Genomic DNA, 14,869 nt, shown 5'->3' with positions numbered 1-14,869 from the left:
CTTGGTATTTTTATACAAACTATTCGGCTGATAATAAAATGAAATGGGTTGGTTTATCTATGGTTGCATTCAATATTATTACAATGTTTTTTGATTCCAATTATCATAAGTCGAAAAAATAAGACTTGCAAATCTGGCTCAAGTTTGTTAAACTAATAAACAATATAACTTTTAAACTAGTCCAGAGAGGCTAGCAAGGTTGAAATCAGGAAAAATTGATTCTATTTTTACTGACAGAATTTTCTGTCAGTAAAAATGAATTTGTTTTGATACTTTTTACACTTGCTAGGATTCTTGGCAAGTGTTTTTTATTGCTGACAACTACCAGGATTGGGTTGCACGTTATCTATACTCGCTACCGTAGTTCATGACCAAAGGGAATTATTGAATCGGTAGAAAAATGAACTGTCAGCTTTGCTGATGGTTCTGTCAGTAAACTAGAAGGAGAAATTATGTCAATATCAAAAGCCATTGCTGCAGATTTATTAGAAATTAAAGCGGTCAGTCTTTCACCAAGTCAACCTTTTACTTGGGCTTCAGGAATTAAGTCGCCAATATATACTGATAATCGGGTGACCTTAGCTTATCCGGAAGTTAGAAGCCAAATCGAAGGTGCTTTTGCAGAATTGATTAAAGCGGAATTTCCAGAAGTTGAAGTCATTGCAGGAACTGCTACAGCAGGAATTCCTCATGGTGCAATTATTGCTGACTATCTTAAATTACCATTTGCTTATATTCGTAGCAAACCAAAAGACCATGGAGCAGGAAATCAGGTTGAGGGACGTGTGGCAAAAGGCCAAAAAATGGTTGTGGTTGAAGATTTGATTTCGACTGGTGGTTCTGTTTTAGAAGCTGTTGCAGCCGCAGAACGTGAAGGTGCTGATGTTCTTGGTGTGGTTGCAATTTTCACTTATGAATTAGAAAAAGCGAACAGTAAATTTGCTGATGCTGGTGTTAAATTAGCCACATTGACAACTTATTCTGAGTTGATTGAAATTGCTAAAGAAACGGGTTATGTGACAAAAAAAGAATTAGAATTACTTAAAAAGTTCAAAGAAAATCAAGAAACTTGGCAAAATTAATTTACTGACAGAAATTCAAAGAGCCTGTCAGTAAATAATTAGGTTCTGGAACAGCTGTCAGTTCAATGCGACCAAAAGGAGACATTGAATCGGAGGATAAATGAACAAGTCAGCAAAGCTGATTGTTCTGTCAGTAATTTATGAAAGGAAGAAAATGACTTTATTAATTAAAAATGGACGACTTGTTGACCCCAAATCAAATCGAGATGAAGTGTTAGATATTCTGATTGAAAATGACAAGATAGTAAAAATCGGCTTAAATTTGTCAGTAGAAAATGCAGAAATTGTTGATGCAAGGGGATTAGTCGTTGCCCCTGGTTTAATTGATGTTCATGTTCATTTTCGTGAACCAGGACAAACACATAAAGAAACGATTCATAGCGGTGCAAAATCAGCTGCGGCTGGTGGTTTTACAAGAGTAGTTATGATGGCAAATACAAAACCTATTTTATCTACGCCAAAAGTACTGACAGAAACTTTAGAAATTGCTGACAAAGAAGATATTAAGATTGATGCAGTTGGGTCAATTACGCAAGATTTTGATGGAGAGCATTTAACAGATTTTGATGAACTCATTAAAGCAGGAGCAATCGGCTTTTCTGATGATGGTATTCCACTGACAGATGCTGGCGTTTTACGTAAAGCTCTGCAAAAAGCGAAATTAACTGACAGCCTGATTTCAATTCATGAAGAAGATCCAAATTTGATTGGAACTTTAGGAGTGAATGATGGCGAAGTGGCTCATAAATGTGGCTTCACAGGGGCACCGACTGTTTCAGAATACAGCATGATGGCGCGTGATGCCATGATTGCTTACGAAACAGGCGCTCGCTTGCACATTCAACATTTATCAGCTGGAGAATCTGTTGAAGTGGTGCGATTTGCCAAAAATTTAGGAGCAAAAATCACAGCAGAAGTGACTCCACAACATTTTTCGATTACAGAACAAATGATTTTTGAGCAGGGGACAAATGCTAAACTCAACCCACCATTGCGTAGAACTGCTGATATCGATAAAATAGTTGAGGGATTGAAAGATGGAACGATTGATGTCATCGCCACAGACCATGCCCCTCATACTCATGAAGAGAAAAATGTCAGCCTTGATAAGGCGCCTTCAGGAATGATTGGATTAGAAACTTCATTGCAACTTGGCTTGACAAACTTAGTCGCAAAAGGCCATTTGACACTCAGTGAATTACTGACAAAAATGACCGTTAATCCAGCTAAACTTTATAATTTTGATGCAGGTTACCTCGCAGAAAATGGACCAGCTGACCTCGTCGTTTTTGACGCTGAAAATGACTATCAGGTCGGTGAAACATTTGACTCCAAAGCGACCAATTCTCCATTTATTAAACAGAAAGTTCAAGGGCAAGTCAAATATACAATATGTGATGGAAAAATAGTCTATCAAGCGAAATAATAAAAAAAAGGACCATAAGAAATTAATTTTCATAGGTCCTTTTTTTGTGTTACTTTACATCAGTATAAAGAACCGTTGTAGAGTAAGTCATTAAGTGAGTGGATAATTTCTAAATTATCTTTGATTGATTTTTCATTTTCTACTTTTTGAGTAATTTTTTCTGTTTGTGTTTTCATTGTTTATTTCCTTTCAAATGTCCTTTTGTTTATAAGTATAGTATATCAAGGATTTGCTTGCTAAATTCTTACAAAAATGTAATTGAAGAAAATAATTACTTTAGGAAATTAAGCTCTGAAATTAAATAGTATAAAATAATTGATTAAAAATTTTCTAAAGTTTAACTGATTTAAGTAGTTTTTATGTGAAGTTCATTGAACCATAATGACGCGATATGCTATAATAGTTCTATGAATTATTACGATGAATATAGCAAAGGGCATCTTGTCTTACCAAATGTGATTTTAGCACATTTTAGTAAGCTTTTCCCTTCTGCTTTTGATTTTTTGATTTGGCTATACTTTTTTGAAAATCAAGATATTGCACCTAGTGAAATTGCTGATAAAACAGGTAAAAAATTATCGGAGGTCAATCAGGCCATTGATAATCTGTCCAAATTTGGAGCAATGAAGGTGACTTTAATTGAAATTGATGGAGAAATGGAAACTTTCTTTGATATTAGCCCGGCCTTTAAGCACTTAGATGAAATTTTGGGTGGTGCTGTTGCGAGTTCAACTCCAGAGAATGAAAAAGTTCAAGAAGAGGGGCAGCTTAAAGAATTAGTTAGCATGTTTGAAGCAGAAATGGGCATGATTTCTCCTGTACAAATGGAAGAATTGAGAGCTTGGCTGTTTGAAGATGGTTATGACTTTTCGTTGATTAAACAAGCTTTGCGTGAAGCAGTCCTCAATCGTAAGGTATCTTTAAATTACATTAAAGCTATTTTACGAAATTGGAAAAATGATGGGGTGAATTCTCTTCAAGCGATTGAGAGTCGACAAATGGAACGCGAAGAAGCTAAGAGAAAGAAACCACAAGAAGATTTTTATATTCCTTTGGATGGACCATGGAATAGTTAATAGAGATAATGGACGTGCACGATGTTAAGTAAAAAAAGATATCTTGAAGCTTTAGAAATTATTGAAGACATGTTCCCGCAAGCTCACGGAGAATTAGAGTGGGAAACTCCTTTTCAACTATTGATTGCGACGATTTTATCTGCCCAAGCAACTGACAAAGGAGTTAATAAGGCAACGCCGGCTCTTTTTGCCGCTTTTCCAGATGCACAAACAATGTCACAGGCAAAAGTGGAAGAAATTGAGAAGCTGATTCGGACAATTGGTCTTTACAAGACTAAAGCTAAAAATATTTTACGGACATCACAGATGTTAGTGACCGACTTTGGGGACCTTTTGCCTGATTTGCCAAAGGATAAAAAGGTTTTACAAACTTTACCGGGGGTGGGTCGAAAAACAGCAAACGTTGTTTTAGCAGAAGCCTACGGAATTCCGGGGATTGCGGTTGATACACATGTTGAACGAGTTTCTAAACGTTTGGATATCGTTCCCCAAAAAGCAACAGTTTTAGAAGTTGAAGAAAAGTTGATGAAGCTGATTCCGCAAGAAAAATGGGTACAAGCACATCACCATCTCATTTTCTTTGGGCGTTATCATTGTACAGCCAAAAAGCCGAAATGTGCAGACTGTCCTGTTTTAGATTATTGTAAATTTGGAAAGAAATATTTAAAAAATGAATGAAATTAAACTTTCAAAACGTTTAAAAGCAGTAGCTGACTATGTTGATAATGGAGCAAGACTTGCTGATATCGGCTCAGACCATGCTTATTTACCAACTTATTTGATGCAAAAATTGGTGATTGATTTTGCGGTAGCGGGAGAAGTAGTTAAAGGGCCTTTTGAAATTGCTAAAAATCATGTATCAGAAGCTGATTTAAGTGATCGGATTGAGGTTCGATTGGCCAATGGCTTAGGTGCTATTGAAAATACTGACAAGATTGATACAATCGTGATTGCTGGTATGGGAGGAATATTAATTTCCGAAATTTTAGAGGCAGGTAAAGAAAAGTTAGGCCATGTTAAACGTTTGATTTTGCAGCCTAATAATCATGAGGAAAGCCTCCGTCAGTGGTTAGTGAATCATCAATTTGTCATTAAAAAAGAAGAGATTTTATTGGAGGCTGGTAAGTTTTACGAGATTATTGTTGCCGAACCACTCTCAAAATTAATGACAGAAAAGTTGTCAGTAAATGATTTAACATTTGGCCCTTTTTTATCTAAAGAAAAATCAACTGTTTTTCAACAAAAATGGCAAAAGGAATTAAATACTTTGAATAAAATTATTGCTCGTTTGCCTGAAGAACAAGCTGAAAAACGTCAAGAGGTTTTAAATCAAATTGCGAGAATTGAGGAAGTGCTTCGATGAAAATTTCTGATTTTATGCTTGAATACGAAAAATTTTGCCCCAAAGAATTAGCTGTTGAAGGTGATCCTGTAGGTTTACAAGTTGGGAACCCAAACGATGAACTAACAAAAGTTTTGGTAACCTTGGATATTCGTGAGCAAACAGTGGCAGAAGCAAAAGCGCTGGGTGTGGATCTGATTATTGCTAAACATCCTTTGATTTTCCGCCCCCTTTCTGCATTGACTTCAATGAATGATCAGGAAAAATTAGTTTTGGACTTGGCGCGAGCTGGAATTGCTGTTTATACCAGCCATACAAATATTGATGTGGTTACTGGTGGTTTAAATGATTATTTCAGTCAGTTACTTGGAATGACTGATATTGAAGTGCTAGATGGCGAAGAAGGATTGGGCCGTGTTGGAAACATTGAACTGACAGAATTATCAGTGCTGACAGAAAAAGTGAAATCAGCATTTGGCTTAGATAGATTACGTCTTATCACTTATGACCATAATTTGACTCAAAAAATTCGAAGACTTGCAATTTGTGGCGGTTCAGGTGGAAAATTATGGCCTAAAGCTTTGGAAAAAAAGGCAGATATTTACATAACAGGAGATATTTATTATCATGTTGGTCATGATATGCTTTCAGCTGGTTTATTAGGAATAGACCCTGGTCATTATATTGAGCATGCTTTTATTGGATTAGTTGCTGACAAGCTTCGTTCTTTTGATATGGGTGTCAAGATTTATGAAAGCCAAGAAAAGACAAATCCATTTTATGACATATAAAAAAGACCCTCTTGGAGGGTCTTTTTGGTTGGAACTAATTAGCTAGCTTTTTGTTTACCACGGAAGTCAACGATTAAAAGGTTAGGGCTGAGCAATTCAGCTGTACTACGCAATTCAATCAAATTATATGAAGGATTGATTTTGGTAGACATTTCATCTTGGAAGAAGTAAGAACCATAACCTTTATAATAAATTGGTCCAAATTCAGAATCAATACTTGCATCAAAGACTTCAGGAACATTTCCTTTTTCTACGGCAACAATACGATAGCGAGAAATTCCACCAGCACAAGCGTCAACTTCAGTATTGACTTCACTTAAAGTATGGTCAAAATCAAAAACTAAATCAACATCACCAAATGCTTTAATTTTATCAGCTGTTTTTTCATCAAATGTAATTTTCATCTTATTACCTCCACTATATATCAAGTGATGACTTGTAAATTCATCTATTTGTTATCTTTTTACACTTATATTATAACGCTAAAAAGTTCAGTAGGGAACAATAATGCTCATAAATTTTTAATTAATCTTGGTAATCTTTTAAAACCCATTCATTAATCGCATAAGCAACGCCTGATTTAGCATTTGATTTAGTTACATATTTAGCAATTTTTTTCAATTCCGATTTTCCGTTTTCCATCACAACAGGACAACCTGCAACTTCAAGCATTGAACGGTCATTTTCTTCATCTCCAATAGCCATTACTTCATCCAAGTCAAAAGAAAGTTTCTCAGCCAAATGTTGAACTGCTGACCCTTTACTTGCTTTTTTATTCATGAATTCTAAATAAAACGGTGTTGATTTCACTACATTATATCGTTCAAAGAATTCAAAGGGAAGGTATGCAATTCCGTCATCAAGAGCCGCCGGTTCATCAACCATCATTACTTTAGCAATTTCTAAAGCAGCAATATCTTCGGGTTGGCGAATATAAAGTGGCATTTTAACCATTTGGGCTTCTTGGACAGTATATCTTCCGACATCGTGATTTGGAGTATAGATTCCCTCGCGAGTGATTGCGTGAATCGGCAGTCCGATTTTACGAGCAGCAGCATCTAAGTCAAGCCAATCTTCAGAACTCAAAGTTTCTTTGATAAATTCTTCACCAGTTGCTCGCTGAACCAACCCACCATTATAAGTAATAACATAATCACTTTGGTCAGTTAATTCAAGTGCTTTTAGAATATCAACAACACCAGGTAAAGGTCGGCCAGTTGTAATGACCATTTTAACGCCAGCCGCTTTAGCTTTTTTAACAGCCGTTTTTACTTCGGCAGTAATTTGGCGATTAGGGTCAAGTAAAGTTCCGTCAAGGTCAATAGCAACAAGTTTAATCATAAGAATTTCTCTTTCTATTTCTTTCAATTTATTAAATATTTAGCAATTATAGGTTGTCATCAAGTGATAATTGTTTACTGACAGAGTCGTCAGTATTTTCAGAGGCAGTAGAATTTCTGTCAGTAAAATTTTGATTAATCACCAAGCTGTCATTAACAATATACTTTGTAAATTCAGGATTTTCTAGCATAATTTTTGGAAAATAGAATCGGCTATTTCCATGAATTGTACCTGTCAAACTTTTAATAAGTGGAGAAAGTACTGACAGCTCTGTAAGCGAACCATTTTTTTGTAAAATATTAATTTCAGTCCGCGGTTTTTCAGAACTTGGTCGATAGAAATCATAAGGCAAATCATAATTACTATGAATACCAGTGTAATAGTCAGGATTAAAGCCTGCTTCTTCAACCAAAGAAGATAAAATTTCTAAATCTTCTAATTCTACAGTCTTGGGGTCAAAAGTAATTGATTTGAGTAAATGACGATTGACATAAGCAGAAGCTAAATCAGCGAGAATTTCATCATCATGACTCATCCAAACTTGAAAATAAGTGTTCATAACGCCATCATCAAGTCTTAAATAATCTTGTAAATTATGATTTTGCTCGAAAAAGGGAACGAGACAAGGACTTGATATCGCAAAATAGTCTGGCTGACTGGCATATAAAAACTTAGCACGTGCGAGTAACTTTTGCAGTAAAACTTCCATTGAGCGTGAAGAAGCGTGAAAATAAACCTGCATATACATTTGGTATCGACTGACAATATAGTCTTCAACTGCATGCATTCCTGAGTACTTAAAAGCAATTCCATTTTCCGTAGGAACAATCACTCTTAAAATCCAAGTTAAATCAAATTGTCCATAGACAGCACCAGTAAAATAAGCATCTCTAAGGAGATAATCCATGCGGTCAGCATCAATTTGACTTGAAATCAATTGAACAACTTGAGGATTAGAATATTCATGAGAAATAACAGAAGCTACCTTTTCAGGAAAATCAGGAGAGACTTTGCGTAAAATTCCATTAATTTCTGTATCAGGAGAAGTAATTATTTCTCGAGTGACCGCCTCGTGGTCTGTATTAAATAAACCTTCAAAAGTGTGTGAATAAGCACCATGTCCAACATCGTGTAATAAGGCTGCACACTGAGTTAAAAGATTCTCATCAGGATTCCATTCCAAAGGGAAATTCCGACTAAAATAATCAGTAATCCTTTTGGCAATGTGGTAAACACCCAAACAATGAGAAAAACGGGTATGCTCAGCTCCATGGAAGGTAAAGCTTGATGTTCCAAGTTGTTTAATTCGTCTTAAACGTTGGAATTCAGCAGTATCAATCAATTCTGAAATTACAGGATGATTCACTGTGATATAGTCATGAACTGGGTCACGAAAGACTTTTTCCAAAATAAAACCCCCTCTAGAATTTAAGGTCTATTCTCTATTAAAAATAAATCAGATTTTCCCTTATTTTATACTAATTATACCCTATTTTCTCCTAAAATGCAGACCCTCATCACCTTAATGTTTTTAGCACAGACTATGTTTTTAATATTCAAGGAATTATAGTAAAATATGATTATGGAAATTATAATTAGGAATAGAATTAGAATTGACCAGCAAGAAGAGTTGGTCAAAGAAATATATCAGGGAGAGTTGAAAAAAGGAGAACATCAGACCTTACTCAAGTATCAAAATGCTGCAAATGAAAAAGTTTTACTTAAATTTGATGAAAAAGAAGTGATAATGACCCGCTTTGCAAAGCGACCTATCAAAATGCATTTTCATCCAGAAATTCCAGGTTTAACTGAATATGAAGGTTTAGGAGAATTATCAATTCTGACAAGTGCTTTAAGCATTGATCATGAGAGCAGGACAATTAAAATTAATTACCAACTTTCGCAAGGTGCCCAAAAAATAGCCGATTATCATTTGAGAATTGACTGGAGAGAGCAAAGTGTGGAAGGAGAAACAAATGGATAAAATTCATCTACCTAAAGAAATATATGAACGATTAGACCTTAAAGAAAACGAAGAAATTGAAATCGTCGATTTAGCGGCTGATAGTTTTACCATTCGAAAAATCAATGCCAGAAAATCAGATAAGGCGCCCAAGTGGTTTATTATTCCAACGATTATTTCTGCATTTATCTTTATTATTTTTGCCTTTGTCCTAAAGCATCCTCATGTTATCGCGCTTTCTGGAAATGAATCTTTGGCAACGGCGGTTATTACAATTGCTAATGCAATAGGGATGCTGACTTTTATTTCTGCTTATTTCTCTCGCAGAAAAGAATTTTATAAACAGATGACCAAAAGAAGTTACTGGCGGACATTTGCCACAGTCACTTTATCTGTTTTACTTATCGTCATTTTAGCATCGATGGGCCTTTTTTGGTTTTTAGGTCAAATTTTTTATGGTGTAAGTTTTGGACTCTTTACTTCCACCCTAATCTTTACTATTTTTTCTGGAATCATTAATTATGTCATGATTTTTGTTGTAGATACTTTTTCGATTAATATGATGGTAACAATGCTTTTAGTGGTTTCTATTGGTGGTTTCGTCTCAAGTATGGCCACCAATGGAAATCAGTACTGGTGGCAAAGGAATTTTAGTTTGCTTGGAACTCAGGCTTCACGTTCAAGCTGGCAATTTAATCTGACGTTAATTGTTTCGGCAGCCTTATTTGCAGCATTAATTGATTATATTTTTGTTTCATTAAGGCAAAAAGCGGGCAGTCATTATCGACAAAATATCTTGCAAGTTTTATTGACACTTTGTGCTATTTCAATTGCTTTAGTTGGATTAATTCCCAATGATCCAGGCTGGATGCATATTGCTCATGACATTGTTGCTCAATTAATAGTCTTATTTATGGCTATTTCGATACTAGGAATTCGTTGGTTTTTACCAAATGCTGATCCAAATTTATATCGTATGTCTTATTTTATTGTGGGTCTTATCTTAATCTCTTATGTTTTATGGCATCCTATTCATTATTTGACATTAACGGCTTTTGAAATTCTTTCTTTTAGCTTGTCTTTTGCTTGGTTACTCTTACTGGTAAATACTTTGATTAATATGCTTTGGAATACGAAAAAGATTTATAAAGTCTCGCTTAATTCTATAGAAGAAAAAAGTGAAAAATAAGACTTGAAAAGTAGAAAAAGAAGTAGTATAATAATATAGTTGTCTTTGTGAAGTCTCATAAAGTGCAACCGCACGAAGTTTCGTATTAAGTGGCATACGCCCACGAACAAAGGCGAGTCTAACAGTCGCTTGACTTAAAAGCGATGAAATCTAACAAGGAGGAATCACAATGTCAAACTATGCAATCATCAAAACTGGTGGTAAACAAGTTAAAGTTGAAGAAGGTTCAGTAATCTACGTTGAAAAACTCAATGTTGAAGCTGGTCAAACCGTTACTTTCGACGAAGTTATCTTTGTCGGAGGCGAAACAACTAAAGTTGGTGCACCACTCGTTGAAGGCGCAACTGTTGTTGGTGAAGTCGAAAAACATGGTAAGCAAAAGAAAGTTGTTACTTTCCAATACAAACCTAAAAAACACTCACACCGTAAACAAGGTCACCGTCAACCATACACTAAAGTTGTTATCAAATCAGTTAACGCTTAATTATGATTGAAGCTTGTATCAGGACAAAAAGAGACAAAATTGTTTCTTATGAAATCTCAGGACATGCTGAATCTGGCGAGTATGGACACGATGTGGTTTGTGCGGCGGTCAGCGTTCTATCAATTACAACTGCAAATAATATCTACGAGATGGCTCGCATTAAACCTGTGACTCAGATGGAAGATGGTTACTTGTATGTTGAAATTCCTTTGAGCATACCTGAAAAACAAGGCGTATTGGCTCAAACTTTGCTCGAAGCTTTTGCAAATTCGATGAAAGCAGTTGAGAAAAGCTATGGTCAGTACATTACACTTAAATTTGAAAATGGAGGGCAATAACATGCTTGAACTTAATCTGCAACTCTTCGCCCACAAAAAAGGTGGGGGTTCTACTTCCAATGGACGTGACTCACAAGCTAAACGTCTCGGTGCTAAAGCATCTGACGGTGAACTTGTAAGCGGCGGTTCAATCCTTTTCCGTCAACGTGGTACACATATCCATCCAGGTACTAACGTTGGCCGTGGTGGCGACGATACTCTCTTCGCTAAAATCGAAGGAACTGTTAAATTCGAAATGAAACGTGGTAAAAAACACGTATCAGTTTATCCAGTAGTGGCTAAATAAGAATTTTGAAACCTGTCTTTGACAGGTTTTTTTTATTATATATTAATGAATAAAGTCCTCTTGAGGGCTTTTTTTTATCTTTTTAAATATATTTATAAAGATATGCTAAGATATTTGAAAAAAAGATAAGGTGGTGCTATAATATTTTTATTATCAGTTATAGATTAAAAAGTTTGATAATTTCTTAAATCGATAATTGATTTATTTTAATTACTATAAAAATATACTTAACATAATGGTTGTTGAATTTTATTCAACTTAGAGCTAGGAGAAATAATGAATGATAAAGAACATCAACGTCATCGATTGATTTATCATACGAATGGAAAATCCTTAGAGGAAATAAATGGGACAGTAGAAGTACCTAAAAATGTTGGCTTTTTCAAAATGTTGCTAACTTACTCAGGACCGGGTGCCTTAGTTGCAGTTGGTTATATGGACCCAGGAAATTGGTCAACCTCAATAACTGGCGGACAAAACTTTCAATACTTACTGATTTCAGTCATTCTGATGTCAAGTTTAATTGCAATGCTTCTTCAATATATGTCGGCAAAATTGGGTATTGTCAGTCAAATGGATTTGGCTCAAGCTATAAGAGCAAGAACAAGTAAATCTCTAGGAATTGTTTTATGGATATTAACTGAGCTTGCCATAATGGCAACGGATATTGCAGAAGTAATTGGTGCTGCTATCGCTCTTTATCTTTTATTTAATATCCCATTAATCTTAGCGGTTTTTATTACCGTTCTTGATGTCTTTTTGCTTTTGTTATTGACGAGAGTAGGTTTTAGAAAAATTGAAGCCCTTGTTATCTGTTTGATTTTAGTCATTTTGGTCATTTTTGCTTATCAAGTCGCTTTATCAAATCCAGATTGGAAAGGAATTATTGAGGGATTTATCCCCAATAGCCGGACGTTTGCCTCTTCACCAACAGTGGCAGGGATGTCTCCTTTAACAGGGGCCTTAGGGATTATTGGTGCTACAGTTATGCCTCATAATTTGTATCTCCATTCTTCTATTTCACAAAGCCGAAAAATCAATCATCAGGATAAAGCAGATGTTGCTAGAGCGGTGAGATTTTCAACATGGGATTCTAATATTCAATTGACAGTGGCTTTTGTTGTGAATTCCCTCTTGTTAATCATGGGAGTTGCCGTATTCAAAACGGGCGTGATTGATGATCCATCATTCTTTGGTTTATATGATGCCCTCTCTAATCCAACTGTTTTAAGCAATGGACTGCTTGCCGATGCAGCAAAAACAGGAGCTTTATCCACTTTGTTTGCCGTAGCTCTTCTTGCTTCAGGACAGAATTCTACTATTACAGGGACTTTAACTGGTCAAGTTATTATGGAAGGTTTTATCCATATGAGAATGCCAATGTGGGCCAGAAGATTAGTAACACGTTTACTCTCAGTTGTTCCGGTTTTGATATGTGTTTCTATGACAAAAGGACAAACTTTGAAAGCACAGCATGAAGCAATTAATAATTTGATGAATAATTCTCAAGTTTTTCTAGCCTTTGCTCTACCTTTTTCAATCATTCCTTTGTTGATGTTGACTAATAGTAAAAAGGAGATGGGTGATTTTAAAAATAATTTGATTATTAAATGTTTGGGTTGGTTTTCAGTTATTGCTTTGACCTATCTTAATTTGATTGGTTTGCCAGATCAAATTGCCAACTTTATACCTCATAATCTTGGACTATCTCATCTTATTTCTGTTTTTCTTATTTTGGGAGTTCTCTTTTTATTAATTTGGACAATCGTAGAACTTTATCGAGGAAATAAAAAAATGATGGCTTACTAAAATTGATTTAACTCTATTTTAAAATAGAGTTTTTCTTTATATTCAGTAAGGTGTGATTTAAATTAAAATATGAAATGTGCTATAATGTAAGAAAATGATTGATGGAGATTGTGTATTTGACTAAAAATTCAATTGAATTTAAACTAGAAAATCCAGAAGATGCAAGTCTGCTTTTTGGGGTACAAGATAAATATTTGAAGTTAGTTGAATCTCAACTAGGGGTTGAGATTAATTATCGTGGCGAAACGGTTCAAATCGTTTCTGAGGATGAATTGACAAGAGAGCGAGCTCGTAAAGCCCTCCAAGCTCTGCAGGTACTAGTAGGGCGAGGAGTTCCAGTTCATGCGTCAGATGTCATTATTGCAATAAAAATGGTTTTAAATGATGATATTGAAAATTTCACTGCACTTTATGAAGTTGAACTGACGAAAGATGCAGCTGGCAAGTCAATTCGACTAAAAAATCTGATTCAAAAAACTTATGTTGATTCTGTCAAACATCATGATATTGTTTTCGGAATTGGACCAGCTGGAACAGGGAAAACGTTTTTAGCTGTTGTGATGGCTGTTCAAGCATTACGTAATGGTCAGGTGAAACGAATTATTTTGACAAGACCAGCTGTAGAAGCTGGTGAAAGTCTTGGGTTCTTACCAGGTGATTTGCAAGAAAAGGTTGATCCTTATTTACGACCAGTTTATGATGCCCTTTTCCAAATTTTAGGAAAGACGGCAACTGAGCGAATGATGGAACGAGGAATTATTGAAATTGCTCCGCTTGCTTACATGCGTGGTCGTACGCTTGATGATGCCTTCGTCATTTTGGATGAAGCACAGAATACAACAACGATGCAGATGAAAATGTTTTTGACTCGGCTTGGTTTTAATTCTAAAATGATTGTTAATGGAGATATTTCACAAATTGACTTACCTAATAAAGTAAAATCAGGTTTGATTGATGCCAAAGATAAATTAAGCCATGTGAAATCAATTGATTTTGTTTATTTCATGGCAAAAGATGTCGTTCGACATCCAGTTGTTGCTGAAATTATCAAAGCCTATGGTGATGAATAGTTTGGGACTTTTGTTAATGTCAGATTGATCAAATTTCTAGATAAGAAGGAAACAATAATGGCCGAAGGTTATGTCATGGATTTGCGCAAAAAAATTGGGCATGTCCCAATGGTAATTGCATGTGCAAGCTTGATTATTTATGATGAAAATCGAGGAATTTTACTTCAAAAACGGGCAGATAATGGGAAATGGTGTTATCATGGTGGGTCAGTTGAACCGAATGAAAAGGTTGAAGAAGCAGCGAAACGTGAACTCTATGAAGAAGTTGGCTTAAAAGCTGGAAAAATAAAATTGTATACTGTAGCTTCTGGGACAGAACAACACTTTTTCTATCCAAATGGGGATGAAGTTCATATTGTTGATACTGTTTTTACTTGTAATGATTTTTCTGGAGAGATTCTTTTAGAAGAATCAGAGGTTCTTGACTGTCAATGGTTTGCCTTTGATAATCTGCCAGAAGATATATTAATTGCCACAAGAGGTCCCATTTTGTCCTTTTGTAAGGAAATGTTGCAAAAAAGGCTGACAGAAAGTAATTGTTGATTGTAAGTGACAGATTGAATGAGAAATTCTCTGACAGTTCTGTCTGTCATTAAAATTTACTGACAGAATAATAGAAATAGCTAGAATATTGAGCTACTTAGGGCTATTTTATGAATTATTGTCAGTAAT

General features: G+C 35.3%; 17 protein-coding genes and 1 other annotated feature. Of the genes, 14 read left to right on the top strand and 3 right to left on the bottom strand.

Annotation, left to right across the window (positions count from 1 at the left end; all coding sequences use genetic code 11):
• Positions 1-452: 452 nt before the first annotated feature.
• The 6 genes from pyrE (at position 453) to HFD15_RS06255 (ending at position 5,717) form a co-directional block, all read left to right on the top strand.
• Positions 453-1,082, top strand: coding sequence for an orotate phosphoribosyltransferase (gene pyrE, locus HFD15_RS06280; protein WP_023189351.1), 630 nt, complete (start codon positions 453-455; stop codon positions 1,080-1,082).
• Between the two features lie 154 nt (positions 1,083-1,236).
• Positions 1,237-2,508 (top strand): dihydroorotase, encoded by a 1,272-nt coding sequence (locus HFD15_RS06275; protein ID WP_058208438.1) that lies wholly within the window; start codon positions 1,237-1,239, stop codon positions 2,506-2,508.
• Positions 2,509-2,915: 407 nt separating this feature from the next.
• Positions 2,916-3,584, top strand: coding sequence for a DnaD domain-containing protein (locus HFD15_RS06270; protein ID WP_058208407.1), 669 nt, complete (start codon positions 2,916-2,918; stop codon positions 3,582-3,584).
• A 21-nt stretch (positions 3,585-3,605) separates the two neighbouring features.
• The gene (gene nth, locus HFD15_RS06265) at positions 3,606-4,262 is read left to right on the top strand and encodes an endonuclease III (RefSeq protein WP_012897695.1); all 657 of its coding nucleotides are present in this window, start codon (positions 3,606-3,608) and stop codon (positions 4,260-4,262) included.
• Positions 4,255-4,947 (top strand): tRNA (adenine(22)-N(1))-methyltransferase TrmK, encoded by a 693-nt coding sequence (locus tag HFD15_RS06260; protein ID WP_021722524.1) that lies wholly within the window; start codon positions 4,255-4,257, stop codon positions 4,945-4,947. The genes nth and HFD15_RS06260 overlap by 8 nt, the downstream gene beginning before the upstream one ends.
• Positions 4,944-5,717, top strand: coding sequence for a Nif3-like dinuclear metal center hexameric protein (locus tag HFD15_RS06255; RefSeq protein WP_058208408.1), 774 nt, complete (start codon positions 4,944-4,946; stop codon positions 5,715-5,717). The genes HFD15_RS06260 and HFD15_RS06255 overlap by 4 nt, the downstream gene beginning before the upstream one ends.
• A gap of 38 nt (positions 5,718-5,755) precedes the next feature.
• Here HFD15_RS06255 and HFD15_RS06250 read toward each other — a convergent pair whose 3' ends face one another.
• The 3 genes from HFD15_RS06250 to HFD15_RS06240 all read right to left on the bottom strand — a co-directional run bounded on the left by HFD15_RS06250 (position 5,756) and on the right by HFD15_RS06240 (position 8,466).
• Positions 5,756-6,121, bottom strand: coding sequence for an iron-sulfur cluster biosynthesis family protein (locus tag HFD15_RS06250; RefSeq protein WP_003130630.1), 366 nt, complete (start codon positions 6,119-6,121; stop codon positions 5,756-5,758).
• A gap of 121 nt (positions 6,122-6,242) precedes the next feature.
• Entirely contained in the window at positions 6,243-7,058 is an 816-nt protein-coding gene (gene yidA / locus HFD15_RS06245; RefSeq protein ID WP_167593437.1) for a sugar-phosphatase, read from the bottom strand.
• Between the two features lie 46 nt (positions 7,059-7,104).
• Positions 7,105-8,466: an HD domain-containing protein gene (locus HFD15_RS06240; RefSeq protein ID WP_023189347.1), complete on the bottom strand. Its 1,362-nt coding sequence runs from the start codon at positions 8,464-8,466 to the stop codon at positions 7,105-7,107.
• A gap of 168 nt (positions 8,467-8,634) precedes the next feature.
• Between HFD15_RS06240 and HFD15_RS06235 the strand changes: the two genes are divergently transcribed.
• From HFD15_RS06235 to HFD15_RS06200, 8 genes are all read left to right on the top strand, one after another.
• The gene (locus HFD15_RS06235; protein ID WP_081042657.1) at positions 8,635-9,042 is read left to right on the top strand and encodes a DUF1934 domain-containing protein; all 408 of its coding nucleotides are present in this window, start codon (positions 8,635-8,637) and stop codon (positions 9,040-9,042) included.
• Complete coding sequence (locus HFD15_RS06230) at positions 9,035-10,210, top strand: DUF998 domain-containing protein (RefSeq protein ID WP_017864425.1); 1,176 nt, start codon at positions 9,035-9,037, stop codon at positions 10,208-10,210. Before HFD15_RS06235 ends, HFD15_RS06230 begins: the two co-directional genes overlap by 8 nt.
• 56 nt (positions 10,211-10,266) lie before the next feature.
• Positions 10,267-10,340, top strand: a sequence feature (ribosomal protein L21 leader region).
• A 39-nt stretch (positions 10,341-10,379) separates the two neighbouring features.
• On the top strand, positions 10,380-10,694 hold the full coding sequence (gene rplU / locus HFD15_RS06225; protein ID WP_003130644.1) for a 50S ribosomal protein L21: 315 nt from the start codon (positions 10,380-10,382) through the stop codon (positions 10,692-10,694).
• A 2-nt stretch (positions 10,695-10,696) separates the two neighbouring features.
• Positions 10,697-11,032, top strand: coding sequence for a ribosomal-processing cysteine protease Prp (locus HFD15_RS06220; protein ID WP_012897702.1), 336 nt, complete (start codon positions 10,697-10,699; stop codon positions 11,030-11,032).
• A 1-nt stretch (position 11,033) separates the two neighbouring features.
• Positions 11,034-11,318 (top strand): 50S ribosomal protein L27, encoded by a 285-nt coding sequence (rpmA, locus tag HFD15_RS06215; protein WP_003130646.1) that lies wholly within the window; start codon positions 11,034-11,036, stop codon positions 11,316-11,318.
• Positions 11,319-11,594: 276 nt separating this feature from the next.
• Entirely contained in the window at positions 11,595-13,127 is a 1,533-nt protein-coding gene (locus HFD15_RS06210) for an Nramp family divalent metal transporter (protein WP_058208409.1), read from the top strand.
• 101 nt (positions 13,128-13,228) lie between these two features.
• Positions 13,229-14,197 (top strand): PhoH family protein, encoded by a 969-nt coding sequence (locus tag HFD15_RS06205; protein ID WP_003130649.1) that lies wholly within the window; start codon positions 13,229-13,231, stop codon positions 14,195-14,197.
• A 57-nt stretch (positions 14,198-14,254) separates the two neighbouring features.
• Positions 14,255-14,740: an NUDIX hydrolase gene (locus HFD15_RS06200; RefSeq protein WP_058208410.1), complete on the top strand. Its 486-nt coding sequence runs from the start codon at positions 14,255-14,257 to the stop codon at positions 14,738-14,740.
• Positions 14,741-14,869 lie beyond the last annotated feature (129 nt).

The sequence above is a fragment of the Lactococcus sp. EKM203L genome (assembly GCF_011800585.1).
Lineage (GTDB): Bacteria > Bacillota > Bacilli > Lactobacillales > Streptococcaceae > Lactococcus > Lactococcus lactis.
This window is presented reverse-complemented; position numbering and strand designations above follow the sequence as displayed.

Bases quoted from the DNA above. Each gene is read 5' to 3' on its own strand.
- pyrE (WP_023189351.1), top strand. From the start codon at position 453: ATGTCAATATCAAAAGCCATTGCTGCAGATTTATTAGAAATTAAAGCG.
- HFD15_RS06275 (WP_058208438.1), top strand. From the start codon at position 1,237: ATGACTTTATTAATTAAAAATGGACGACTTGTTGACCCCAAATCAAAT.
- HFD15_RS06270 (WP_058208407.1), top strand. From the start codon at position 2,916: ATGAATTATTACGATGAATATAGCAAAGGGCATCTTGTCTTACCAAAT.
- nth (WP_012897695.1), top strand. From the start codon at position 3,606: ATGTTAAGTAAAAAAAGATATCTTGAAGCTTTAGAAATTATTGAAGAC.
- HFD15_RS06260 (WP_021722524.1), top strand. From the start codon at position 4,255: ATGAATGAAATTAAACTTTCAAAACGTTTAAAAGCAGTAGCTGACTAT.
- HFD15_RS06255 (WP_058208408.1), top strand. From the start codon at position 4,944: ATGAAAATTTCTGATTTTATGCTTGAATACGAAAAATTTTGCCCCAAA.
- HFD15_RS06250 (WP_003130630.1), bottom strand. From the start codon at position 6,121: ATGAAAATTACATTTGATGAAAAAACAGCTGATAAAATTAAAGCATTT.
- yidA (WP_167593437.1), bottom strand. From the start codon at position 7,058: ATGATTAAACTTGTTGCTATTGACCTTGACGGAACTTTACTTGACCCT.
- HFD15_RS06235 (WP_081042657.1), top strand. From the start codon at position 8,635: ATGATTATGGAAATTATAATTAGGAATAGAATTAGAATTGACCAGCAA.
- HFD15_RS06230 (WP_017864425.1), top strand. From the start codon at position 9,035: ATGGATAAAATTCATCTACCTAAAGAAATATATGAACGATTAGACCTT.
- rplU (WP_003130644.1), top strand. From the start codon at position 10,380: ATGTCAAACTATGCAATCATCAAAACTGGTGGTAAACAAGTTAAAGTT.
- HFD15_RS06220 (WP_012897702.1), top strand. From the start codon at position 10,697: ATGATTGAAGCTTGTATCAGGACAAAAAGAGACAAAATTGTTTCTTAT.
- rpmA (WP_003130646.1), top strand. From the start codon at position 11,034: ATGCTTGAACTTAATCTGCAACTCTTCGCCCACAAAAAAGGTGGGGGT.
- HFD15_RS06210 (WP_058208409.1), top strand. From the start codon at position 11,595: ATGAATGATAAAGAACATCAACGTCATCGATTGATTTATCATACGAAT.
- HFD15_RS06205 (WP_003130649.1), top strand. From the start codon at position 13,229: ATGGAGATTGTGTATTTGACTAAAAATTCAATTGAATTTAAACTAGAA.
- HFD15_RS06200 (WP_058208410.1), top strand. From the start codon at position 14,255: ATGGCCGAAGGTTATGTCATGGATTTGCGCAAAAAAATTGGGCATGTC.